The organism is Pseudomonas sp. FP2309, from assembly GCF_030687575.1.
GTDB lineage: Bacteria > Pseudomonadota > Gammaproteobacteria > Pseudomonadales > Pseudomonadaceae > Aquipseudomonas.
Genome location: NZ_CP117439.1, coordinates 955,113 through 978,274 on the forward strand (window position 1 = coordinate 955,113; position 23,162 = coordinate 978,274).

The 23,162-nt window shown below is 61.0% G+C and carries 20 protein-coding genes; 13 read left to right on the forward strand and 7 right to left on the reverse strand.

What is annotated here, in order from left to right:
- The first annotated feature begins 9 nt into the window (after positions 1-9).
- Both garD and PSH59_RS04230 read left to right on the forward strand, forming a co-directional pair.
- Positions 10-1,563 (forward strand): galactarate dehydratase, encoded by a 1,554-nt coding sequence (garD, locus tag PSH59_RS04225; protein WP_248075986.1) that lies wholly within the window; start codon positions 10-12, stop codon positions 1,561-1,563.
- Positions 1,564-1,695: 132 nt separating this feature from the next.
- Positions 1,696-2,637, forward strand: a complete 942-nt coding sequence (locus PSH59_RS04230) for an AEC family transporter (RefSeq protein WP_305394375.1) — start codon at positions 1,696-1,698, stop codon at positions 2,635-2,637.
- On the opposite strand, the gene PSH59_RS04235 is transcribed toward PSH59_RS04230, so the two are convergent.
- The 6 genes from PSH59_RS04235 to gatC form a co-directional block, all read right to left on the reverse strand.
- Positions 2,634-3,014: a carboxymuconolactone decarboxylase family protein gene (locus tag PSH59_RS04235; protein WP_065877292.1), complete on the reverse strand. Its 381-nt coding sequence runs from the start codon at positions 3,012-3,014 to the stop codon at positions 2,634-2,636. The two genes, PSH59_RS04230 and PSH59_RS04235, sit on opposite strands and share 4 nt — an antisense overlap.
- Positions 3,011-4,057: a calcium/sodium antiporter gene (locus PSH59_RS04240; protein WP_305395268.1), complete on the reverse strand. Its 1,047-nt coding sequence runs from the start codon at positions 4,055-4,057 to the stop codon at positions 3,011-3,013. The genes PSH59_RS04235 and PSH59_RS04240 overlap by 4 nt, the downstream gene beginning before the upstream one ends.
- Positions 4,058-4,129: 72 nt before the next feature.
- Complete coding sequence (locus tag PSH59_RS04245; protein ID WP_248075240.1) at positions 4,130-4,501, reverse strand: septal ring lytic transglycosylase RlpA family protein; 372 nt, start codon at positions 4,499-4,501, stop codon at positions 4,130-4,132.
- Between the two features lie 85 nt (positions 4,502-4,586).
- Positions 4,587-6,032, reverse strand: coding sequence for an Asp-tRNA(Asn)/Glu-tRNA(Gln) amidotransferase subunit GatB (gene gatB / locus PSH59_RS04250; protein ID WP_305394376.1), 1,446 nt, complete (start codon positions 6,030-6,032; stop codon positions 4,587-4,589).
- A 10-nt stretch (positions 6,033-6,042) separates the two neighbouring features.
- Positions 6,043-7,494 carry an Asp-tRNA(Asn)/Glu-tRNA(Gln) amidotransferase subunit GatA gene (gene gatA, locus PSH59_RS04255; protein WP_305394377.1) on the reverse strand — a complete coding sequence of 484 codons (1,452 nt, stop codon included), beginning with the start codon at positions 7,492-7,494 and terminating at the stop codon, positions 6,043-6,045.
- 16 nt (positions 7,495-7,510) lie between these two features.
- A complete protein-coding gene (gene gatC, locus PSH59_RS04260; protein WP_003171764.1) occupies positions 7,511-7,798 on the reverse strand; it encodes an Asp-tRNA(Asn)/Glu-tRNA(Gln) amidotransferase subunit GatC in 288 nt (95 codons plus the stop codon).
- 210 nt (positions 7,799-8,008) lie between these two features.
- Between gatC and mreB the strand changes: the two genes are divergently transcribed.
- The 8 genes from mreB to tldD all read left to right on the forward strand — a co-directional run bounded on the left by mreB (position 8,009) and on the right by tldD (position 19,218).
- Entirely contained in the window at positions 8,009-9,046 is a 1,038-nt protein-coding gene (mreB, locus tag PSH59_RS04265; protein ID WP_002555108.1) for a rod shape-determining protein MreB, read from the forward strand.
- A 168-nt stretch (positions 9,047-9,214) separates the two neighbouring features.
- Entirely contained in the window at positions 9,215-10,306 is a 1,092-nt protein-coding gene (gene mreC, locus PSH59_RS04270) for a rod shape-determining protein MreC (RefSeq protein ID WP_305394378.1), read from the forward strand.
- Complete coding sequence (gene mreD / locus PSH59_RS04275; protein WP_248075248.1) at positions 10,306-10,794, forward strand: rod shape-determining protein MreD; 489 nt, start codon at positions 10,306-10,308, stop codon at positions 10,792-10,794. Before mreC ends, mreD begins: the two co-directional genes overlap by 1 nt.
- A gap of 51 nt (positions 10,795-10,845) precedes the next feature.
- The gene (locus tag PSH59_RS04280) at positions 10,846-11,442 is read left to right on the forward strand and encodes a nucleoside triphosphate pyrophosphatase (protein ID WP_305394379.1); all 597 of its coding nucleotides are present in this window, start codon (positions 10,846-10,848) and stop codon (positions 11,440-11,442) included.
- Between the two features lie 70 nt (positions 11,443-11,512).
- Positions 11,513-12,970 (forward strand): ribonuclease G, encoded by a 1,458-nt coding sequence (rng, locus tag PSH59_RS04285; RefSeq protein ID WP_248075252.1) that lies wholly within the window; start codon positions 11,513-11,515, stop codon positions 12,968-12,970.
- 76 nt (positions 12,971-13,046) lie between these two features.
- Positions 13,047-16,862: a YhdP family protein gene (locus tag PSH59_RS04290; protein ID WP_305394380.1), complete on the forward strand. Its 3,816-nt coding sequence runs from the start codon at positions 13,047-13,049 to the stop codon at positions 16,860-16,862.
- Positions 16,863-16,910: 48 nt separating this feature from the next.
- Positions 16,911-17,759, forward strand: coding sequence for a carbon-nitrogen hydrolase family protein (locus tag PSH59_RS04295; RefSeq protein ID WP_305394381.1), 849 nt, complete (start codon positions 16,911-16,913; stop codon positions 17,757-17,759).
- Between the two features lie 16 nt (positions 17,760-17,775).
- Complete coding sequence (gene tldD, locus PSH59_RS04300; RefSeq protein ID WP_010170608.1) at positions 17,776-19,218, forward strand: metalloprotease TldD; 1,443 nt, start codon at positions 17,776-17,778, stop codon at positions 19,216-19,218.
- Positions 19,219-19,263: 45 nt separating this feature from the next.
- Here tldD and yjgA read toward each other — a convergent pair whose 3' ends face one another.
- Positions 19,264-19,785: a ribosome biogenesis factor YjgA gene (gene yjgA, locus PSH59_RS04305; RefSeq protein ID WP_248075266.1), complete on the reverse strand. Its 522-nt coding sequence runs from the start codon at positions 19,783-19,785 to the stop codon at positions 19,264-19,266.
- A gap of 108 nt (positions 19,786-19,893) precedes the next feature.
- Here yjgA and pmbA point away from each other — a divergent pair, with 108 nt between their 5' ends.
- The 3 genes from pmbA (at position 19,894) to PSH59_RS04320 (ending at position 23,152) form a co-directional block, all read left to right on the forward strand.
- Positions 19,894-21,240 (forward strand): metalloprotease PmbA, encoded by a 1,347-nt coding sequence (gene pmbA / locus PSH59_RS04310; RefSeq protein WP_248075268.1) that lies wholly within the window; start codon positions 19,894-19,896, stop codon positions 21,238-21,240.
- A 147-nt stretch (positions 21,241-21,387) separates the two neighbouring features.
- The gene (locus PSH59_RS04315; RefSeq protein ID WP_305394382.1) at positions 21,388-21,783 is read left to right on the forward strand and encodes a FagA protein; all 396 of its coding nucleotides are present in this window, start codon (positions 21,388-21,390) and stop codon (positions 21,781-21,783) included.
- Positions 21,776-23,152 carry an aspartate ammonia-lyase gene (locus tag PSH59_RS04320; RefSeq protein ID WP_305394383.1) on the forward strand — a complete coding sequence of 459 codons (1,377 nt, stop codon included), beginning with the start codon at positions 21,776-21,778 and terminating at the stop codon, positions 23,150-23,152. The genes PSH59_RS04315 and PSH59_RS04320 overlap by 8 nt, the downstream gene beginning before the upstream one ends.
- Positions 23,153-23,162: the final 10 nt, after the last annotated feature.

The following is a 23,162-nucleotide window of genomic DNA, read 5'->3' on the forward strand; positions in this document are numbered from 1 at the left end:
GGCACCGTGATGCAGTTGATTGAACATGCCGACTCGCCGCGCTCCATTCGTTTGCACGAGCGCGACAACGTGGTGATCGTGGTCAATGACCAGGGCGTGCCAGCCGGGACTGAGTTCCCCGACGGCCTGGTGACCGTGGATTTCATCCCCCAGAGCCATAAAGTGACCCTGGAAGATATCCCCGAAGGCGGTCAGATTATTCGCTACGGCCAGACCATCGGTTACGCATTGAAGCCGATTCCGCGCGGCAGTTGGGTCCAGGAAGATCAACTGCGCATGCCCACTGCGCCGCCGCTGGACAGCTTGCCGCTGTCTACCGAGGTGCCTCAGGCTCAGGCACCGTTGGAAGGTTTTACGTTCGAGGGCTATCGCAACGCTGATGGCACCGTGGGCACGCGCAATATCCTCGGGATCACCACCACAGTGCAGTGCGTCACCGGGGTGCTGGACCACGCCGTCAAGCGCATCAAGGACGAGTTGCTGCCCAAGTACCCCCACGTCGATGACGTGGTGGCGCTGACCCACAGCTACGGCTGCGGGGTGGCGATCACGGCCACTGACGCTTACATTCCGATCCGCACCGTGCGCAACCTGGCACGTAATCCGAACCTGGGCGGTGAAGCCCTGGTGATCAGCCTGGGCTGCGAAAAATTGCAGGCCGGGCAGGTGATGCATGACAACGACAGCTCCGTTGACTTGAGCGAGCCGTGGTTGTATCGGCTGCAGGATTCCAGCCACGGCTTCACCGAAATGATCGAGCAGATCATGGCGCTGGCCGAAACCCGCCTGAAGAAACTCGACCAGCGCCGCCGGGAAACCGTACCGGCGTCCGAGCTGATCCTGGGCATGCAATGCGGCGGCAGTGATGCGTTTTCCGGCATCACCGCCAACCCTGCGCTGGGCTACGCTTCCGACCTGTTGCTGCGAGCCGGCGCCACGGTGATGTTTTCCGAAGTGACTGAAGTACGCGATGCCATCTACCTGCTGACATCGCGCGCCGAAAGTAAGGAAGTTGCCCAAGAGCTTGTCAGGGAAATGGACTGGTATGACCGTTACCTGGCCAAAGGCGAGGCGGATCGCAGCGCCAACACCACGCCGGGCAACAAAAAGGGCGGGTTGTCGAATATTGTCGAAAAGTCCTTGGGCTCCATCGTCAAATCCGGCAGCAGCGCGATCAACGGCGTACTGGGCCCCGGCGAGCGCTTCAAGGGCAAGGGCCTGATTTTCTGTGCGACGCCGGCCAGCGACTTTGTGTGCGGTACGTTGCAACTGGCGGCAGGGATGAACCTGCATGTGTTCACCACCGGCCGCGGCACGCCTTACGGGCTGGCGATGGCGCCGGTGGTGAAGGTGTCGACCCGTACGGAATTGGCACAACGCTGGCCGGACCTCATCGACATCGACGCCGGGCGTATCGCCACCGGCCGCGCGAGCATCGAAGAGCTGGGCTGGGAGTTGTTTCACTTCTACCTGGACGTGGCCAGCGGCAAGAAACAAACGTGGGCGGAGCATCACAAACTGCATAACGACATCACGTTGTTCAACCCGGCGCCGATTACCTGATTGTGAGCAGGCTTGCCCTGCGCAGCCCAGCGCGAGGCAAGCCCGCTCACTGCAGGGATGGGGACCAGACTAAACGGGGCGTAGTGGCTTATCATTAGCCTCCTAACGACGCTCACCAAGGTTCTCCCCGGCATGCTGGCTATCTTCCTCACCACCCTCACCATCACCGCGCCGGTGTTTGCCATGCTGTTTCTGGGTGTGCTGCTCAAGCGCATCAACTGGATCAACGACAACTTTATCCATACGGCTTCGTCCCTGGTGTTCAACGTCACCATGCCGGCGCTGCTGTTCCTGGGCATCCTGCATGCCGACCTGCACTCGGCGCTCAAGCCGGGGTTGCTGATCTACTTTTCCATCGCCACGCTGGTCAGTTTTGCCCTGGCCTGGGGCTGGGCGATCTTTCGTAGCAAGCGTGAAGACCGCGGCATTTATACCCAAGGCGCATTTCGCGGCAATAACGGAGTGATCGGCCTGGCGCTCGCGGCCAGCATGTACGGCGACTACGGCATCTCATTGGGTGCAATCCTCGCCGCACTGGTGATCCTCTTTTACAACACGCTGTCGACCATCGTGCTGGCGGTGTACAGCCCGGTGATCAAGTCCGATCCGTGGAGCATTTTCAAAAGCGTGGCGGCCAACCCATTGATCATCAGCGTGATCGTGGCGGCGCCGTTCGCGTATTTTCAGATTGGCCTGCCCGGCTGGCTGGAAAAATCCATGCAGTACCTGGCCGACACCACCTTGCCGTTGGCATTGATCTGCATCGGCGGCACCCTGTCCCTGGCGGCGCTGCGCAAAAGCGGCAACATGGCGTTGAGCGCGAGCTTGATGAAGATGGTCTGGTTGCCGGTGGTCGCCACTTTGGGTGCCTGGCTGCTGGGCTTTCGCGGGCCTGAACTGGGGATTCTGTTCCTGTATTTCGGCGCGCCGACGGCCGCCGCTAGCTTCGTGATGGCCAGGGCGGCCGAGGGCAATCACGAGCTGGCGGCGGCGATTATTGTGATCACCACCCTGATGGCGGCGGTGACCACGAATATCGGTATTTTTGTGCTGCAGGCGGGTGGCTGGATCTAGCCTTCTTTCTGGTAGGTATCGATCACTTCCTGAGCGGCACGAAACGCATCGATCGCCGCCGGCACGCCCGCATACACTGCGCAATGCAGCAGCGCTTCGCGAATCTCCTCCACGGTGCAGCCATTGTTCAGCGCGCCGCGCACGTGGCCCTTAAGCTCTTGTGGGCACTTGAGCGCGGTGAGGGCGGCGAGGGTGATCAGGCTGCGGGTCTTGAGCGGCAAACCTTCGCGGTTCCACACGCTGCCCCAGGCATGTTCGTTGACGAAATCCTGTAACGGCTGGGTGAACTCGGTGGCATTGCCCAGGGCGCGGTCGACGAACGCATCGCCCATGACCTGGCGACGCATTTCAACCCCGGGCTTTTTCTGATCGGTCATTGCGATTCCCTCTTATGTTGGCGGCGCCAGGCGCGCAGCGAGGTGAACACCAGGAACACCACCAGCGCCGGCAGGACGTAATACAGCATCAATTGTTCAAGCTGGTTGGCCAAGGGCATGCCGGTGGTGAATGACATCACGTGCAGCCCATACGCCAGGTACAGCCCCAGCAGCACCAGGCCTTCAGCGCGGGTGACGCGGTAGCCGGTATAAAACACCGGCAGGCACAACACCACCACCCCGAGCATCACCGGCAGGTCGAAGTCCAGGGCGTTGGGCGATACCGATAACGGCGACGGCGCCAACAGGGCGGTCAGCCCCAGTACGCCGAGCAGGTTGAACAGGTTGCTGCCGATCACGTTGCCCACGGCAATGTCCCGCTGGCCACGCAGGGCGGCGATCAGCGAGGTGGCCAGGCAGGGCAGGGACGTGCCGACGCCGATCAGCGTCAGGCCGATGATGCGTTCCGACAAGCCCAGGTCGCTCGCCACCTCCACCGCCGCGCCCAGCAGCAAGTGCCCGGCCAGCACCAGAATCAAAAAACCGCCGAGCATCAGCAGCACACTGCTCAGCCACGGCGCCTGGGCGACGGTGTGCAGGGTGCGCGGGCGGCGCGAGTGACGGGTCTGGTAGTGCAGCACGCCGAGATAGGCCAGCAAGGCGATCAGTAGGAAAAGTCCATCGGCAGGTGTCAGCTCTTCATTGGCCGCCAGGTTGAACACCAACAGGCTCGCGAGGATCATCACCGGGATATCCAGGCGCACCAGTTGCCGCGAAACGCGCAGGGGAATGATCAACGCCGACAGGCCCAGGGTCACCAGGATATTGAAGATGCTGCTGCCGATCACGCTGCCCACGGCGATGTCGGTATTGCCGGCCAGGGTCGCCTGCAAACTGACGGTCATCTGCGGCGCGCTGCTGCCGAAGGCCACGATGGTCAGACCGATGATCAATGGCCGCACCTTGAGACTGGCCGCCAGGCGAACGGCGGCGCGTACCAGGATCTCGGCACCGGCGATCAATAACAACAGGCCGCTGGCCAGTTCGAGCAGGCTCCAGGGCGAGAGGGCGGTTAATCCGAAGATAGCCAAGGCTCCTTTGAGAGGGGATGGGGGTCAGTGACTTAAGGCTTGCACGCGAACCCGCGCGGTGCCGCTGCGCAGCATGCCCAGTCGCTCGGCTGCTTCGCGCGAAAGATCAATCAAGCGCCCACGAGTATGCGGGCCGCGATCATTGATGCGGACCACCACGGATTTGTCGTTGTCGAGATTCGTCACCTTGACCTGGGTGCCGAACGGCAGTTGCCGGTGGGCGGCGGTCAGGGCGTTTTGGTTGAAGGGTTCACCGCTGGCGGTTTTTTTGCCGTGGTGACGGGCGCCGTAGTAGGAGGCGGTGCCGGTTTCGTCGTAGCCATTGGGATCGATGAGGCCGCTGGCGCAACCGGTCAGCAGGGAAGACAGGGCCAGGAGGCCGAGTAGACGCTTCATTCAGAGATCCCCGAAATTAATCCAGGACCGGCGTGTGTGGGAGCGCGCTCCCACACAAACCGGTCACTGCGACAGGCCGTTGTTATCAGCCTTCGAGCTTGCTTTTCAGCAGTTCGTTTACCTGTTGCGGGTTGGCCTTGCCTTTGGAGGCTTTCATCGCCTGGCCGACGAAGAAGCCGAACATCTTGCCGCGCTTGGCCTCGTCCGCCGCACGGTACTGTTCGACCTGCTCGGCGTTGGCTGCCAGCATCTCATCGAGGACGGCCGAGATGGCGCCGCTGTCGGTGACTTGCTTGAGGCCACGCTTTTCGATGATCTCGTCAGCGGAGCCTTCGCCCGCCGCCATCGCCTCGAACACGGTCTTGGCGATTTTGCCGGAGATGGTGTTGTCCTTGATGCGCAGCAGCATGCCGCCCAGTTGCTCGGCGGTCACCGGTGCCTCGTCGATTTCCAGGCCCTGTTTGTTCAACAGGCTGCCCAGCTCAACCATCACCCAGTTGGCCGCCAGCTTGGCGTCGCCGGCAATGCTCACGACTTTTTCGAAGTAGTTGGCTTGTTCACGGCTGGAGGCCAATACGCTGGCATCGTAGATCGACAGGCCGAACTGCGCCTGGAAACGCTCGCGTTTCTGCTGCGGCAATTCCGGCAGGGTGGCGCGGATGTCGTTGAGGAACGAGTCCTCGAGCACCACCGGCAACAGGTCCGGGTCGGGGAAGTAACGGTAGTCGTTGGCTTCCTCCTTGCTGCGCATCGCGCGGGTTTCGTCTTTGTTCGGGTCGTACAGGCGCGTTTGCTGGATCACCTTGCCACCGTCTTCGATCAGTTCGATCTGGCGACGTACCTCGGTGTTGATCGCCTTCTCGATGAAACGGAACGAGTTGACGTTCTTGATCTCGCAGCGGGTGCCGTACTCGGCCTGGCCTTTGGGGCGTACCGACACGTTGCAGTCGCAACGCAGCGAGCCTTCGGCCATGTTGCCGTCGCAGATGCCCAGGTAGCGCACCAGTGCGTGGATGGTCTTGACGTAGGCCACGGCTTCCTTGGCGCTGCGCATGTCCGGCTCGGACACGATCTCCAGCAGCGGCGTGCCGGCGCGGTTCAGGTCGATACCGGTGGCTCCTGGGAACTCTTCGTGCAGGCTCTTGCCGGCGTCTTCTTCCAGGTGAGCACGGGTCACGCCGACGCGCTTGATGGTGCCGTCTTCCAGCGGGATGTCCAGGTGGCCCTTGCCGACGATCGGCAGTTCCATCTGGCTGATCTGGTAGCCCTTGGGCAGGTCCGGATAGAAGTAGTTCTTGCGCGCGAACACGTTGTGCTGGCCGATCTCGGCGTCAATCGCCAGGCCAAACATCACTGCCATGCGCACCGCTTCCTGGTTCAGCACCGGCAGCACGCCGGGCATGCCCAGGTCTACCAGGCTGGCCTGGGTGTTGGGCTCTGCGCCGAACGTGGTGGCGCTACCGGAGAAAATCTTCGATTGGGTGGCGAGCTGGGTATGAATCTCCAGCCCGATCACAACTTCCCATTGCATAGTGTTCTCCTCAGAAGCCGGTAGGGGTGCGAGTGTGCCAGTCGGTGTTCAACTGGTACTGGTGCGCCACATTGAGCAGGCGGCCTTCCTGGAAATACGGGGCAAGCAGTTGCACGCCGACCGGCAGGCCATCGACGAAACCGGCGGGCATGGACAAGCCCGGCAGGCCCGCGAGGTTGGCGGTGATGGTGTACAGGTCTTCCAGGTACTCGGCGATCGGGTCGCCGGTCTTGGCGCCGATTTTCCAGGCCGGGTTCGGCGTGGTTGGGCCGAGGATCACGTCGACGTCTTCAAAGGCTGCCATGAAGTCGTTCTTGATCAGGCGACGGATTTTCTGCGCCTTGAGGTAGTACGCATCGTAGTAACCGGCCGAGAGCGCATAGGCGCCGACCATGATGCGGCGCTGCACTTCGGCGCCGAAGCCTTCGCCACGGGAGCGTTTGTACAGGTCGGTGAGGTCTTTCGGGTTCTCGCAGCGATAACCGAAACGCACGCCGTCAAAACGCGACAGGTTGGAGGAGGCTTCCGCCGGCGCGATCACGTAGTAGGCAGGAATCGCGTGCTGGTTGTTCGGCAGGCTGATTTCCTTGATCACGGCGCCGAGGTTTTCCAGCGTCTTGACACTGTTGTGCACCAGTTCGGCGATACGCGGGTCGAGGCCTGCGCTGAAGTACTCCTTCGGCACGCCGATACGCAGGCCCTTGATCGAGGCGTTAAGACTGGCGCTGTAGTCCGGCACCGGTTCATCGATGCTGGTGGAGTCCTGTGTGTCGAAACCTGCCATGCCTTGTAACAAAATCGCGCAGTCTTCAGCGGTGCGGGCCAGAGGGCCGCCCTGATCGAGGCTGGAGGCGTAGGCGATCATGCCCCAGCGGGAAACGCGACCGTAGGTCGGCTTCAGGCCGGTGAGGTTGGTGAAGGCGGCGGGCTGGCGGATGGAACCACCGGTGTCGGTGGCCGTGGCGGCAGGCAGGAAGCGCGCTGCAACCGCCGCGGCCGAACCGCCGGACGAACCGCCGGGCACGTGTGCCAGGTTCCATGGGTTTTTCACTGCGCCGTAATAGCTCGACTCGTTGGCCGAGCCCATGGCGAATTCGTCCATGTTGGTCTTGCCCAGGGTCACGGCCCCGGCAGCAGCCAGCTTGGACACCACGGTGGCGTCATAGGGCGCCTTGAAGTTGTCGAGCATCTTCGAGCCGCAGCTGGTGCGAACGCCCTGGGTGCAGAACAGGTCTTTGTGGGCGATCGGTGCGCCCAGCAGGGCGCCGTTTTCACCGTTGGCGCGACGTGCGTCGGCGGCCTTGGCCTGGCTCAAGGCCAGCTCTTCGGTGAGGCTGATGAAGCTGTTGACCTTGGGGTCGTGCTCGGCGATACGCGCCAGCAGGGTCTTGGTTAGCTCTTCGGAAGAAAACTTTTTGTCGGCGAGACCGCGGGCGATCTCGGCCAGAGTCATGTGATGCATGAAAGGCTCTTTCCCTTTAGTCGATGACTTTCGGAACCAGGTACAGGCCGTTTTCGACCGCTGGCGCGATGGACTGGTAGGCCTCGCGATTATTACGTTCGGTCACGACGTCTGCGCGCAGGCGCTGGCTGGCTTCCAACGGGTGAGCCAGAGGCTCGATGCCGTCGGTATTGACCGCCTGCATTTGGTCAACCAGCCCGAGAATGCTGTTCAGGGCTGCGGTGGTCTGTGGAAGATCGGCTTCATTCAGGCCAAGAGAGGCCAGATGAGCGATTTTTTCCACGTCGGAGCGTTCAAGCGCCATGGGAATCTCCAGTGGAAAACAGAACGGAGGCTGTCCGTGTGTTAGATTGTCGGAACACTACCGCATTTCTACGGTCTTACGGCCGCGATTGTGGGGTTAGGTGCACAGAAAGTCGGCCAATTTAGCACATTGGCGCCTTGCCCAAAATCCCTGTCGTTGTTAGAGTTTGCCGCACTTTTTTACCCACGCGTTGCCTAGGGTCCCTTTCCCATGTTCAAGAAACTGCGTGGCATGTTTTCCAGCGATCTTTCCATTGACCTGGGCACTGCCAACACCCTTATTTACGTGCGCGAGCGCGGTATCGTTCTGAATGAGCCATCGGTTGTGGCCATTCGGACCCATGGTAATCAGAAAAGTGTCGTTGCCGTCGGCACCGAGGCCAAGCGCATGCTCGGCCGTACACCAGGCAATATTGCCGCCATTCGTCCGATGAAAGACGGCGTGATTGCCGACTTCAGCGTCTGCGAGAAGATGCTGCAGTACTTTATCAACAAGGTTCACGAAAACAGTTTCCTGCAGCCCAGCCCTCGTGTGCTGATCTGCGTTCCCTGCAAGTCCACCCAGGTGGAGCGTCGCGCTATCCGTGAATCGGCCCTTGGTGCCGGTGCCCGTGAAGTGTTCCTGATCGAAGAGCCAATGGCTGCTGCGATCGGTGCCGGCCTGCCGGTTGAAGAAGCGCGCGGTTCGATGGTGGTGGATATCGGTGGTGGTACCACTGAAATCGCCCTGATTTCCCTGAACGGTGTGGTGTATGCCGAATCCGTGCGCGTGGGCGGCGACCGCTTCGACGAAGCGATCATCACTTATGTGCGTCGTAACTACGGCAGCCTGATCGGTGAATCCACCGCCGAGCGCATCAAGCAGGAAATTGGTACTGCTTACCCGGGCGGCGAAGTTCGCGAAGTCGATGTTCGCGGTCGCAACCTGGCCGAAGGCGTTCCACGTGCGTTCACCCTGAACTCCAATGAAGTGCTGGAAGCTCTGCAAGAGTCCCTGGCCACCATCGTTCAGGCTGTGAAGAGCGCCCTGGAGCAGTCGCCGCCGGAACTGGCTTCCGATATCGCCGAGCGTGGATTGGTGCTGACCGGTGGTGGCGCCTTGCTGCGCGACCTCGACAAGCTGCTGGCCCAGGAAACCGGCCTGCCGGTGATCGTGGCCGAAGACCCGCTGACCTGCGTTGCCCGTGGCGGTGGTCGTGCACTGGAAATGATGGATAAACACACCATGGACCTGCTCTCCAGCGAATAAGATCGTTGGCGGCGCCATGTTTCGCCAACAGGCAGCACTTTGCAGTGCTGCCTGTTGGCGTTTATCTTCTTCAATCTGCATCCAGGCCGGTTAGATGCCGTATGAATAAAGAGAACATTTGCCTGGGAGGAGCGGCTTATTAAACCGCTTTTCGCCAAAGGCCCCTCATTGGGCGTGCGCTTATTGGTGCTGGTCGTGCTTTCGGTCGCGCTGATGGTGGTCGATGCCCGCTTTGCACTGCTCAAGCCCGTGCGTAGCCAGATGTCGCTGGTATTGATGCAGACTTACTGGATCACCGACCTGCCGCAACGTCTGTTCCAGGGCGTGGCCAGCCAGTTCGGCAGCCGCACTGAGCTTGTCGCCGAAAACGAAAAACTCAAGACCGAAAACCTGCTGCTGCAGGGGCGCATGCAAAAGCTGGCGGCCCTCACCGAGCAGAACGTTCGGCTGCGCGAATTGCTCAATTCTTCTGCGCTGGTCAATGAAAAGGTCGAAGTGGCCGAATTGATCGGCATGGATCCCAACCCGTTCACCCATCGCATCATCATCAACAAAGGTGAGCGTGACGGTGTGGTCCTTGGCCAGCCCGTTCTGGACGCCAGAGGCCTGATGGGGCAGGTGGTCGAGTTGATGCCCTACACCTCGCGGGTACTGCTGCTGACGGACACGACCCACAGCATTCCAGTACAGGTCAACCGTAACGGCCTGCGCGCGATTGCCAGCGGTACCGGCAACCCCGAGCGCCTGGAACTGCGTCACGTCGCCGACACTGCAGACATCAAGGAGGGCGATCTGCTGGTCAGCTCCGGCCTGGGGCAGCGCTTCCCGGCAGGTTACCCGGTGGCGACGGTCAAGGAAGTGATCCACGATTCCGGCCAGCCCTTCGCCATTGTGCGCGCCGTGCCTACTGCCGCCCTGAACCGCAGCCGCTACCTGCTGCTGGTGTTCAGCGACAGCCGCACCCCGGAAGAACGCGCCAACGACGCCGCTAAGGCTCAGGAAGCAGAAGACAGAAAGAACGGCACAGCGCCTATCATTCCGGCGATCGTGCCCAAGCCAATGCCAACGACCCCGGCGGTCCCGGCGACCACGCCTGCACCGGCGGCGGCTGTCGCCACGCCGGTCAAGCCGGCTGCCCACAACACTCATCCGGTAAAACCAGCGGCTACTAAGCCGCCGACCACCACGCCTGCTGCCACGGCGCCTGTCGTCAAACCTGCGGCGGCAGCGCCGGCGGCAACACGGCAGAGGGAGGAATAATGGCCGGTACTCATCCGCGCAACGGTTGGATCATCTGGCTGACGTTCGCTATCGGCTTGCTGCTCAGCGTTTCGCCGCTGCCGCAATTCATGGAAATCCTGCGCCCATTGTGGCTGGCCCTGTTGCTGGCGTTCTGGTCGCTGAACCTGCCGCATAAAGTCGGCATGGTCACGGCCATGTTCCTGGGCTTGGCGGAAGATGTGCTGTATGGCACCTTGCTAGGCCAGAACGCGTTGATCCTGACCCTGATCACCTTCCTGGTACTGTCGTTGCAGCAACGCTTGCGCATGTTCCCGATGTGGCAGCAATGCCTGGTGATTTTGGTCATCTTCGGCCTGGCGCAATTGGTACAGCTGTGGCTCAGTGCCTTGACCGGCAACCGCCAGCCAACCCTGGCGCTGGTGTTGCCGGCGCTGGTCAGTGCGCTGCTGTGGCCGTGGATCAGTTTCGGCCTGCGCGGGCTGCGTCGTCGTTACAAAATCAATTGAATGGATTGCGAGGCTCTGCCTGGTTATCGAACCCAACAGGGAGAGGCTGCAATGACTTCGCTTTATCTGGCCTCGGGCTCTCCGAGGCGGCGTGAACTGCTGACCCAGATCGGTGTGCCTTTCACCGTGGTCAGCGCCACTATCGATGAAACACCCCTTGCGAATGAATCGGCTGTTGCCTACGTCGAGCGTCTTGCATACGGCAAGGCGACGGCGGGTTTCGCCGCGCTTGACCAGGCTTGCGGCGTCTGTGTGCTGGGTGCCGACACTGCCGTGATTATCGACGGCCAGATTCTCGGTAAACCAGTGGACCAGGACGACGCCCTGGCTATGTTGATGGCACTGGCGGGGCGCGAACATGAGGTGCTCACTGCGATTGCCGTCACCGATGGGCTGCGCTGCGAAACGAGATGTGTAAGCAGTCGTGTACTTTTTCGCGGGATTTCTGTCGAGGAGGCTACAGCCTACTGGCACAGTGGCGAACCCCAGGACAAGGCGGGCGGCTATGCTATTCAAGGGCTTGGATCGGTGTTCGTGGCCGGGCTCAATGGCAGCTATTCCGCCGTGGTAGGCCTGCCGGTGTGCGAAACCGCGCAACTGCTCTCCCAATTCGGCATACCCTGTTGGCAAAACCTTACCGCGCGCTGAACGCGTGACGCCAGCGCCCAGCCTTAAGCGATCGGTCACTATTGTGAAAACGCCTGAACGAGACCCAGCCATGAGTGAAGAGATTCTGATCAATATCACGCCGATGGAATCGCGCGTGGCGGTGGTAGAGAACGGTGTTCTGCAAGAAGTGCATGTCGAGCGTACCCAGAAACGCGGGATCGTCGGCAACATCTATAAAGGCAAAGTGGTGCGTGTATTGCCAGGCATGCAGGCGGCGTTCGTCGACATCGGCCTGGATCGCGCCGCGTTTATCCATGCTTCGGAAATTTCCCTGCGTGAAGGCCCGGCGGTAGAGAGCATCAGTGCGTTGGTGCATGAGGGGCAGAGCCTGGTGGTGCAGGTCACCAAGGACCCCATCGGTTCCAAAGGCGCACGCCTGACCACGCAACTGTCGATTCCGTCGCGTTACCTGGTGTACATGCCGCGGACTGCCCACGTCGGCATCTCCCTGAAAATTGAAGACGAGGCCGAGCGCGAGCGCCTGAAGAAGGTGGTCAGCGACTGTGTGGCCGCCGAGGGTATCAAGGAAGCGGGCGGTTTTATCCTGCGCACCGCCGCTGAAGGCGCCGGTGCCGATGAGATTCTGATGGACATCCGCTACCTGCGCCGTCTGTGGGACCAGATCGGCGCGCAGATCCAGACGATCGGCGCGCCGAGTGTCATCTATGAAGACTTGGGTCTGGCCCTGCGTACGCTGCGCGATCTGGTCAGTCCCAAGATTGAGAAAATCCGCATCGATTCGCGGGAAACCTTCCAGCGCACCACGCAATTTGTTGCCGAGCTGATGCCGGAAATTGCCGACCGCCTGGAGCACTACCCCGGCGAGCGCCCGATCTTTGACCTGTATGGCGTCGAAGACGAAATCCAGAAGGCCCTGGACCGCAAGGTACCGCTCAAGTCCGGTGGCTATCTGGTGGTGGACCCGGCCGAGGCGATGACCACCATTGACGTCAACACCGGCGCGTTCGTAGGGCATCGCAACCTTGAAGAAACCATCTTCAAGACCAACCTTGAAGCGGCCACCGCGATTGCCCGCCAGCTGCGCCTGCGCAACCTGGGCGGCATCATCATTATCGACTTCATCGACATGGAAGATGAGGAACACCAGCGCCAGGTCCTGCGCACCCTCGAGAAGCAACTGGAACGCGATCACGCCAAGACCAATATCATCGGCATCACCGAGTTGGGGCTGGTGCAGATGACCCGCAAACGTACCCGCGAAAGCCTGGAGCAAGTACTGTGCGAGCCCTGCAGCAGTTGCCAGGGGCGCGGTAAGTTGAAGACCCCGGAAACGGTTTGCTACGAGATTTTCCGGGAAATCTTACGAGAGGCGCGGGCTTACCAGGCCGAAGGTTATAGAGTGCTTGCCAACCAAAAAGTGGTCGATCGCCTGCTTGATGAAGAGTCCGGTAACGTTGCCGAGTTGGAGGGGTTTATCGGACGTACCATTCGCTTCCAGGTAGAAACCATGTACTCCCAGGAACAATACGACGTGGTGCTGCTCTGATCCCCAATCGCGTGTCATTTTTGATATCGACAGCCCTTGAGCTGCCGTCCGCCTACTGCCTTGAGGGTCGCCTGACATGGAGCGTCTGATACGCTTTTTTGCCGCTTTGACCCGTTGGGGCCTGGGCCTGTGCGCCTTGCTGCTGGTATTGGCGGCGGTCTACGTAAGCCTGGGACGCGAATTGACGCCGCTGGTGGCCGAATACCGTGCGCAAGTCGAAACCAAGGCCCAGACGGCGCTGGGCATGCCTATGCACATCGGCAGCCTGGAGGGACGCTGGAGCGGCTTCGCACCGGTGCTGCTGGCCCATGACGTGATGGTGGGTGAGGGCAGCAATGCCTTGCGCCTGGACCAGGTGGAAGTGGTGCCGGATATCTGGGCCAGCCTGATGGCGCGTGAAGTGCGCCTGGCTCACCTGCAAGTCAGTGGCCTGCAACTGAGCGCCAAGGAAGACAAAGACGGCCATTGGGCACTGCAAGGGCTGCCGATTCAGGACGATCAGCCATTGGACCCCGAGCAACTGCTCACGCGCATGCAAATGGTCAAGCGCGTGTCGCTGCTCGACAGCCAGGTCACCTTGCAGCCGCTTGATCAGGCTCCGCTGACCCTCACCTATGTGGGCCTGAGCCTGCATACCGGCATGACCCGCCAGCGTCTCGACGTACGCCTGACCCTGCCCGACGGCCAGCCCCTCGCTGTGAGCCTGCGCAGCCGCATTCGTGCCAGCCAGTGGAAAGACGCTGAAGTCCAGGCTTACCTCAGCGTGCCGCAAAGTGACTGGGCCAAGTGGATTCCTGCCAGACTGACCCAGCAATGGAAGCTCACGCAGTTCAAGGCGGGTGGTGAGTTCTGGATGAATTGGGGCCGCGGCGCCGTGCAAAGCGCCGTGGTGCGTTTGAATTCGCCGCAGGTCCAGGGCAGTTACGCCGAGCGTAAGCCGGTGCACATTGAAAACCTGGCCCTCACCGCATATCTGCAACGCAGCGAAAGTGGGCTGAAGGTACTGTTCGATTCGCTTGCGATGACCCTGAATGACACCCGTTGGGAATCACGCCTGCAATTGCAGCAAAGCCTGGCAACCGACAAAGACCAGGAGGTCTGGAAGCTGCAGGCCGATCGTCTCGACTTGACGCCCATCACGCCACTGCTCAACGCCCTGGCGCCGCTGCCGGAAGGTTTTGCCAAAACCGTCGAACACCTCAAAGCCACTGGTCTGCTGCGAAATGTGCTGGTGGATTTCCGCCCGCAGGACACCACCGATAACAAAGTCAGCTTTGCCGCCAATCTGGAGCGCGTAGGCTTTGATGCCTACTTCGGCGCCCCGGCAGCACGTAATGTCTCCGGCAGTATCAGCGGCGACCTTGGCCATGGCGAACTGCGCATGGACAGCAAGGATTTCTCCTTGCACCTGGACCCGATTTTCGCCAAGCCCTGGCAATACCTTCAGGCCAATGCGCGCCTGACGTGGAAGCTGGACAAGCAGGGCTTCACCTTGATCGCGCCGTATATCAAGGTGCTGGGGGAAGAGGGCAAGATTGCCGCCGACTTCCTCATTCGCCTGAGTTTCGACGACGCCAGGGAAGACTACATGGACCTGCGGGTCGGCATGATCGAAGGTGATGGACGTTTTACCCCCAAATACCTGCCCGCCGTGCTGAGTCCGGCGTTGGATGAGTGGTTGCGCACCGCGATTCTCAAAGGCGCGGTGGATCAAGGTTTCTTCCAGTACCAGGGCTCGCTGAATCACGATGCGGTGCCGGCTTCGCGCAATATCAGTCTGTTCTTCAAGGTGCATGATGCCGAACTGGCCTTTCAGCCGGGCTGGCCCCATGTGAGCAAGGTCAATGGCGAAGTGTTTGTCGAGGAGAGCGGTGTACGCATCCTGGCCAGCAAGGGCCAATTGCTCGACACCAAGGTCAAGGACATCTACGTCAATATTCCCCACGCGCCGACGGGCAAGGACAGCCATCTGCTGCTCACCGGGAGCTTTGCTGGTGGGCTGGGCGATGGCCTGAAGATCCTTCAGGACGCGCCGATCGGTACGACCTCGACCTTTGCCGGCTGGAAAGGCGAGGGCGACCTGCAAGGCAAGCTGGACCTGGATATTCCGTTGGCCAAGGGCATCGAGCCCAAGATCGTGGTGGACTTCCAGACGGACAAGGCACGCCTGCAATTGGCGGAGCCGACGCTGGAACTGACGCAGCTCAAGGGCGACTTCCGCTTCGACAGCACCAAGGGGTTGAGTGGCGAGAAAATCACGGCCCAGGCGTTCGACCGGCCGATCACCGCGCAGATCTTCGCCGACGGCAAGCCAGGCAATATCAGTACCCGGGTCGCCGCCAAAGGGCAGGTCACGGTCAAACGGTTGACCGACTGGTTGAACATCACCCAGCCGTTGCCGGTGTCGGGCGATATTCCGTACCAGTTGCAACTGAACCTGGCCGGTGCGGATAGTCAACTGATGGTCAGCTCCAACCTCAAAGGTGTGGCGCTGGATTTGCCGGCGCCGTTCGGCATGCCGGCCAGCCAGGGCCGTGACAGCGTATTCCGCATGACCTTGCAGGGTGCTGAGCGTCGTTATTGGTTCGGTTACGGTGAGCTGGCGAACTTCACCTTTGCCGCGCCACCGGACAAATTCAGCGAAGGTCGTGGTGAGCTGTTCCTTGGCGAGGGCGACGCCGTGCTGCCGGCTGCCAAGGGCCTGCGTATCCGAGGCGTGTTGTCGGAACTGGATATCGACCCGTGGCGCAAGCTGGTCAACCAGTATGCCGGCAATGATCCGGGCGGCAGCGCCAAGCAGCTGTTGAGCAGCGCCGACTTCAAGATAGGCAGACTCACTGGCTTGGGTACCCAGTTCGATCAGGTGAGTTTGCAGCTGGACCGCAAACCCGCCGCGTGGAGCATGCAGCTCGACAGTCAGCAGGCCAAGGGGCGTGTGAATGTGCCGGATGCCAAGGGCACGCCGATCGGCATCAACCTGCAATACGTAAAATTGCCGGCCGTGGACCCGACCGTACAGGCGGATGAAAACGCGCCGGACCCGCTGGCCAGCATCGATCCCAAGGATATTCCAGCGCTGGATATCGCGATTGATCAGTTGTTCCAGGGACCTGACCTGGTGGGCGCCTGGTCACTGAGAATTCGACCGACCACCAAGGGCCTGGCGTTCAGTGACCTGGACTTGGGCCTCAAAGGCATGCAGCTCAAAGGCGCCGGTGGCTGGGAAGGCTCGCCGGGCGACAGCAGCAGTTGGTACAAGGGGCGGCTGGACGGCAAGAACATCGGCGATGTGCTCAAGGGCTGGGGCTATGCGCCCACCGTGACCAGCGAAGACTTCCACCTGGATGTGGATGGACGTTGGCCGGGTTCACCGGCGTGGGTCGGGCCAAAGCGCTTCTCCGGCAGCCTGGATGCAGCCTTTCGCAAAGGCCAGTTCGTTGAGGTCGAAGGTGGCGCCCAGGCGTTACGGGTATTCGGCCTGCTCAACTTCAACTCCATCGGACGCAGGCTGCGCCTGGACTTTTCGGACCTGCTTGGCAAAGGCTTGAGCTATGACCGGGTCAAAGGTCTGCTCGCTGCCAGCAATGGCGTTTTCGTGACCCGCGAGCCGATCACCCTGACCGGGCCGTCAAGCAATCTCGAACTCAATGGCACCCTGGACCTTGTGGCTGATCGTGTGGATGCCAAGCTGTTGGTGACGTTGCCGGTGACCAATAACCTGCCTATCGCCGCGCTGATCGTGGGGGCTCCGGCCATTGGTGGAGCGCTGTTCCTGATCGACAAGCTGATCGGCGACCGCGTATCGCGTTTTGCCAGCGTGCAATACAAGGTGGAAGGGCCGTGGAAGGACCCGAAGATCACCTTCGATAAGCCATTTGAAAAACCAAACTGACAGCGTGTGGAGTAGCATGGCCGCATGCCCATTTCGGAGTGTCGGCCCATGTCCTTTGCGGTAATCCAGATGGTCAGCCAGAGCGATGTGCTGGCCAACCTTGCCGAGGCTCGGCGCCTGCTGGAGCAAGCGGCGGCGGGCGGCGCGAAGCTCGCGGTGTTGCCGGAAAATTTCGCCGCTATGGGCCGCCGCGACGTGGCGGACATTGGCCGTGCCGAGGCGCTTGGCGAAGGCCCGATCCTGCCATGGTTGAAACAGACCGCCCGCGACCTCACCTTATGGATAGTCGCCGGCACATTGCCGCTGCCGCCGGAGGGTCAACCGCACGCCAAGTCCAATGCCTGCTCGCTGCTGGTCGATGATCGCGGCGAAATCATTGCCCGTTACGACAAGCTGCATTTGTTCGACGTGGATGTGGCGGATGCGCGGGGTCGCTATCGTGAATCCGATGACTATGCTTTCGGGAGCAATGTGGTCGTGGCGGATACACCGGTCGGCCGCTTGGGTCTGACGGTCTGTTACGACCTGCGCTTCCCCGAGTTATACAGCGAGCTGCGTGCGGCGGGGGCTGAATTGATTACCGCGCCCTCGGCCTTTACCGCAGTCACCGGCGCCGCGCACTGGGATGTGCTGATACGCGCGCGGGCCATCGAAACCCAGTGCTATGTGCTGGCGGCCGCCCAGGGCGGTGTGCATCCGGGTCCACGGGAAACCCATGGTCACGCGGCGATTGTCGATCCATGGGGGCGAGTACTGGCACAACAGGATCAAGGCGCCGCGGTGTTATTGGCCGAACGCGATAGCAGTGAACAGGCGTCGATACGGGCGCGCATGCCGGTGGTCAACCATCGGCGCTTTTTCTCGCAGGGCGCACAGCGACCTGCTTCGGAACGATGAATTTAAGGCCAAACCTATGAGCGAGTTGTTGTCCTCAGTCAGTGAACACCTCCTGGCACCCGGTGGCGTGACCATCGAAAGCTTGCAAACCGTGCTGGGCGATCTCGCCGGGCCGGGTATCGACGCCGCCGACCTGTATTTCCAGGGGCAGATTTCCGAGTCCTGGGCCCTTGAAGATGGCATCGTCAAGGAAGGCAGCTTCAACCTCGACCAGGGTGTCGGCGTGCGTGCGCAATCCGGCGAAAAAACCGGGTTTGCCTACAGCAATGCGATCACTCTGGAGGCGTTGGGTCTGGCCGCTCGGGCGGCGCGCTCGATCTCCCGTGCCGGCCAGAACGGTACGGTGCAGGCGTTCAGCACGCAGGATGTGGCCCAGTTGTACGCGCCGGATAACCCCCTGGAAGTGATCAGCCGTGCGGAAAAGGTCGAGCTGCTCAAGCGTGTCGATGCGGCGACCCGCGCCCTCGACCCGCGTATCCAGCAGGTCACTGTGAGCATGGCCGGCGTGTGGGAGCGCATCCTGGTGGCCTCCACCGACGGTGGTCTGGCGGCGGATGTGCGGCCACTGGTGCGCTTCAACGTAAGCGTGATCGTTGAGCAGAACGGCCGCCGCGAGCGGGGTGGCCATGGCGGCGGCGGGCGTACCGATTACCGTTATTTCCTTACTGAGGACCGCGCCATGGGCTATGCCCGTGAGGCGTTGCGTCAGGCGCTGGTGAACCTGGAGGCCATTCCCGCGCCCGCCGGCACCTTGCCGGTGGTACTGGGGTCGGGCTGGTCCGGGGTGTTGCTGCATGAGGCTGTCGGGCATGGTCTGGAAGGCGACTTCAACCGCAAAGGCAGTTCTGCCTATAGCGGGCGCATGGGCGAAATGGTCGCGTCCAAGCTGTGCACCATCGTCGACGACGGCACACTGGCCGGTCGCCGTGGCTCGCTGAGCGTCGATGACGAAGGCACACCCACCGAATGCACCACGCTGATTGAAAACGGTGTGCTCAAAGGCTATATGCAGGACAAGCTCAATGCCCGCCTGATGGGTGTGGCGCGCACCGGTAACGGTCGTCGCGAGTCCTATGCGCACCTGCCGATGCCGCGCATGACCAACACCTACATGCTCGGTGGCGAAAGTGACCCGGCAGAAATCATCGCCTCGGTGAAACGCGGCATCTACTGCGCCAACCTCGGTGGCGGGCAGGTGGATATCACCAGCGGTAAGTTCGTGTTCTCCACCAGTGAGGCGTACCTGATCGAAGACGGCAAGATTACCGCGCCGGTCAAAGGGGCAACGTTGATTGGGAACGGGCCGGAAGCCATGAGCAAGGTGTCGATGGTCGGCAACGACCTGTCGCTGGACAGCGGCGTGGGCACATGCGGGAAAGATGGGCAGTCGGTGCCGGTCGGTGTCGGCCAGCCAACGCTGAAAATCGATGCGATCACCGTGGGTGGCACGGGGTCGTAAGGGGTGGAGCTTCGGGTGGCAATGTTTGCCACCCGGGGAAGGGCATCAACGCAGGCCGCGTTGAGTCTCGTCCAGCTCACGGATGTACTTGAAGATTTTACGGCTGGTGGCTGGCGCCTTGTTATGCGCCTGCTCGTGCTGGGCCTGACGGATCAAGGAGCGCAATTGCTGGCGGTCCGCGGCCGGGTAGTCCAGCACGAATTTCTCCAGCACCGCGTCATCGCCAGAGATCAGGCGGTCACGCCAACGCTCCAGGTTATGGAAGCGTTCGTTGTACTGGCGAGTGGAGGCATCGGTTTGATCGAGCAAGGCCAGAATGGCGTCAGTATCCTGATCGCGCATCAGCTTGCCGATGAACATGATGTGCCGTTTACGCGCGATGTTTGCCGTGTGCTTGGGTGCATCGGCAAGCGCCCGGCGCATTTCGTCGGTCAATGGCAGTTTTGCAATCAAGTCTTTTTTGAGCGTTGTAAGACGCTCGCCCAAGTCGACCAGAGCATGCAGCTCACGTTTGACCTGGGTTTTGCTTTTCTCCCCATCGAGGGAGTCGTCGTAAGAATCAACCATGGTGGCAGTCCGCAAAGAAACGCCGCCATGATAACCAGTCGGGGGCCGCTTGTCCGGCCCGGTCGCTCGATGGCCTTAACCGAAAGCAGAATTTGAGTGGAGAAAACCATGAGTGCAGCCCAAAGCGTCGGTCCTCAAGCGTTACCGGCACTGCAGGAACAAGTCGAGCAGATCCTTGCCGAGGCCAAGCGCCAGGGGGCCAGTGCCTGTGAAGTCGCGGTGTCGCTGGAACAAGGGCTGTCGACGTCGGTGCGTCAGCGGGAAGTCGAAACCGTTGAGTTCAACCGCGACCAAGGGTTTGGCATCACCTTGTACTCGGGCCAGCGCAAAGGTTCGGCCAGTACCTCCGCCAGTGGGCCGGAAGCGATTCGTGAAACCGTGGCCGCTGCCCTGGCCATTGCCAAGCACACCTCCGAGGATGAAAGCTCAGGTCTGGCTGACAAGGCGCTGATGGCCAAGGACTTGAAGGACTTCGATTTATTCCACGCCTGGGATATTACTCCCGAGCAGGCCATCGAACTGGCGCTGACCTGCGAGGCCGCGGCGTTCGATGCCGATGCCCGCATCAAGAACGCTGATGGCACCACATTGAGCACTCATCAGGGGTGCCGTGTTTACGGTAACAGCCATGGCTTTATTGGCGGATATGCGTCCACCCGCCACAGCTTGAGCTGCGTGATGATCGCCGAGTCCGATGGCCAGATGCAGCGTGATTACTGGTATGACGTAAGCCGCCAGGGCGAATTGCTGGCCGATCCGGTGAGCATCGGCCAGCGTGCTGCGCAGCGTGCCGCGAGCCGTCTGGGCGCGCGCCCGGTTCCGACCTGTGAAGTGCCGGTGCTGTTTTCGGCGGAGCTGGCCGGCGGTTTGTTCGGCAGTTTTCTGGGGGCGATTTCCGGTGGCAACCTGTATCGCAAGTCATCGTTCCTCGAAGGCGCTATCGGCCAGAAGCTGTTTCCTGAGTGGTTGACCATTGATGAGCGCCCACACTTGATGCGTGCGATGGGCAGTTCGGCCTTTGACGGTGATGGCCTGGCCACGTATGCCAAGCCGTTCGTCGAGAACGGCGAGTTGGTGTCTTACGTGCTGGGCACCTACGCCGGTCGCAAACTGGGCCTGCCAAGCACGGCTAACGCAGGCGGCGTGCATAACCTGTTCGTTACCCATGGCGATGAAGACCAGGCGGCACTGTTGCGGCGTATGGGGCGTGGCCTGCTGGTGACCGAATTGATGGGCCATGGCCTGAATATGGTCACTGGTGATTATTCCCGTGGCGCGGCGGGCTTCTGGGTGGAAAACGGCGAAATTCAATTCGCCGTCCAGGAAGTGACCATCGCGGGCAATATGCGCGACATGTTCAAACAGATCGTGGCGGTGGGTAATGATTTGGAGTTGCGCAGCAACATTCGCACAGGTTCGGTGCTGATCGAGCGAATGACCGTCGCTGGCAGCTGACAGGCCTGTCGCTTAGAGAAAGGCGCGCTATCCCTTGGATAGCGCGCCTTTTTTATGTCTGCGTGGTAGGCAAGGGAGATACGTTGACGTTGCGTTGATTCTCAATATCATTTAATAATAAATATCATTACCGAATGAGTGTGGATCATGAGTTCTGTCCTGCATGAGGATCCGTATCTGGAAAGCTGGCGCTGGATGAGTCGTCAGATTCGCTGCGGACTGGATCCCAATGAGCCTCGTCTGATCGAACATTATCTCAACGAGGGACGATACCTGGCGTGTTGCACCGCGACCCATCCGTGGACGATCGCAGAAACGTCATTCCGCTTGTTGATCGACACCGCCAGCGACATCGCGCTGCCCTGGCATTGGCGTTCCATGTGCATGGACCAAGCCTGGCGCCCGCTGCGTGACCTGGAGCAACTCTCCCACTGTGCCTGCCGCCTCAAGCGCTGGCAGACCTTTGCCTGGCAATTGGCGACGTGCGAGTTGCTGCCTTCCCTTTCTGTTTCTGACCTGGTGCAAGGATCCTCCGATGAGTAACACCCGTATCGAACGCGACAGCATGGGCGAACTGCAAGTACCTGCCGAGGCCCTGTATGGCGCCCAAACCCAGCGTGCGGTGAACAACTTTCCGATCAGCCATCAACGCATGCCGGCGCAGTTCATTCGCGCATTGATCCTGGCCAAGACCGCCGCCGCCAAGGTCAACGTCGACCTCAAGCAGATCAGCGAGGCGCAGGGCAAGGCCATCGTCGACGCCGCCCAAGGCCTGCTGGAAGGCGATTTCATGCCGCACTTCCCGGTGGATATCTTCCAGACCGGCTCCGGCACCAGTTCCAACATGAATGCCAACGAAGTGATTGCCACACTGGCCAGCCGTTTGCTGGGCGAGGCGGTCAACCCAAACGACCATGTGAACTGCGGGCAGAGCAGCAACGACATCATCCCGACCACCATCCACGTCAGCGCGGCGTTGGTGTTGCATGAGCAAACACTGCCGGCTCTGTTGCACCTGGTACAGGTGATCGAACAGAAGGCTGAAGAAGTTCATCCGTTCATCAAGACCGGCCGCACGCACCTGATGGACGCCATGCCAGTACGTATGAGCCAAGTGCTCAATGGCTGGGCGCAACAGCTCAAGGCCAATATTGGGCATTTGCAAGACTTGCTGCCAAGCCTGCAGGCCTTGGCCCAGGGCGGCACGGCCGTGGGCACCGGGATCAATGCTCACCCCGAATTCGCAGCCCGTTTCAGCCAGCAATTGAGCAGCCTCACCGGCGTGAAATTCACACCGGGCAAAAACCTGTTTGCGCTGATCGGTTCCCAGGACACCGCCGTCGCCGTCTCCGGCCAGCTGAAAGCGACCGCCGTGTCGTTGATGAAAATCGCCAACGACCTGCGTTGGATGAACTCCGGGCCGCTCGCCGGCCTCGGCGAAATCGAGCTGGAAGGGTTGCAGCCCGGCTCGTCGATCATGCCAGGCAAGGTCAATCCAGTGATCCCGGAAGCCACGGCCATGGTCGCCGCCCAAGTCATCGGCAATGACACGGTGATCACGGTCGCCGGGCAGTCGGGTAACTTCGAGCTCAACGTGATGCTGCCGATCATCGCCCAAAACCTGCTCAGTAGCCTTGAATTGCTGGCCAATTCCAGCCGCTTGTTGGCAGACAAGGCCATCGCCAGCTTCAAGGTCAACGAGGACAAGCTTAAGGAAGCGCTGTCGCGCAACCCGATTCTCGTCACCGCACTCAACCCGATCATTGGGTACCAAAAGGCCGCTGAAATCGCCAAGAAGGCCTATCAGCAGGGCCGCCCAGTCATTGATGTGGCCCTTGAATACACCGATCTGCCCCGCAGCCAACTGGAAGCCCTGCTGGATCCGGAAAAGCTCACGGCCGGCGGCGTGTAATCCGACTCTG

Coding starts and splice junctions, on each gene's coding strand:
- garD (WP_248075986.1), top strand. CDS start 10: ATGCAGTTGATTGAACATGCCGACTCGCCGCGCTCCATTCGTTTGCAC.
- PSH59_RS04230 (WP_305394375.1), top strand. CDS start 1,696: ATGCTGGCTATCTTCCTCACCACCCTCACCATCACCGCGCCGGTGTTT.
- PSH59_RS04235 (WP_065877292.1), bottom strand. CDS start 3,014: ATGACCGATCAGAAAAAGCCCGGGGTTGAAATGCGTCGCCAGGTCATG.
- PSH59_RS04245 (WP_248075240.1), bottom strand. CDS start 4,501: ATGAAGCGTCTACTCGGCCTCCTGGCCCTGTCTTCCCTGCTGACCGGT.
- gatB (WP_305394376.1), bottom strand. CDS start 6,032: ATGCAATGGGAAGTTGTGATCGGGCTGGAGATTCATACCCAGCTCGCC.
- gatA (WP_305394377.1), bottom strand. CDS start 7,494: ATGCATCACATGACTCTGGCCGAGATCGCCCGCGGTCTCGCCGACAAA.
- gatC (WP_003171764.1), bottom strand. CDS start 7,798: ATGGCGCTTGAACGCTCCGACGTGGAAAAAATCGCTCATCTGGCCTCT.
- mreB (WP_002555108.1), top strand. CDS start 8,009: ATGTTCAAGAAACTGCGTGGCATGTTTTCCAGCGATCTTTCCATTGAC.
- mreD (WP_248075248.1), top strand. CDS start 10,306: ATGGCCGGTACTCATCCGCGCAACGGTTGGATCATCTGGCTGACGTTC.
- PSH59_RS04280 (WP_305394379.1), top strand. CDS start 10,846: ATGACTTCGCTTTATCTGGCCTCGGGCTCTCCGAGGCGGCGTGAACTG.
- rng (WP_248075252.1), top strand. CDS start 11,513: ATGAGTGAAGAGATTCTGATCAATATCACGCCGATGGAATCGCGCGTG.
- PSH59_RS04290 (WP_305394380.1), top strand. CDS start 13,047: ATGGAGCGTCTGATACGCTTTTTTGCCGCTTTGACCCGTTGGGGCCTG.
- PSH59_RS04295 (WP_305394381.1), top strand. CDS start 16,911: ATGTCCTTTGCGGTAATCCAGATGGTCAGCCAGAGCGATGTGCTGGCC.
- tldD (WP_010170608.1), top strand. CDS start 17,776: ATGAGCGAGTTGTTGTCCTCAGTCAGTGAACACCTCCTGGCACCCGGT.
- yjgA (WP_248075266.1), bottom strand. CDS start 19,785: ATGGTTGATTCTTACGACGACTCCCTCGATGGGGAGAAAAGCAAAACC.
- pmbA (WP_248075268.1), top strand. CDS start 19,894: ATGAGTGCAGCCCAAAGCGTCGGTCCTCAAGCGTTACCGGCACTGCAG.
- PSH59_RS04315 (WP_305394382.1), top strand. CDS start 21,388: ATGAGTTCTGTCCTGCATGAGGATCCGTATCTGGAAAGCTGGCGCTGG.
- PSH59_RS04320 (WP_305394383.1), top strand. CDS start 21,776: ATGAGTAACACCCGTATCGAACGCGACAGCATGGGCGAACTGCAAGTA.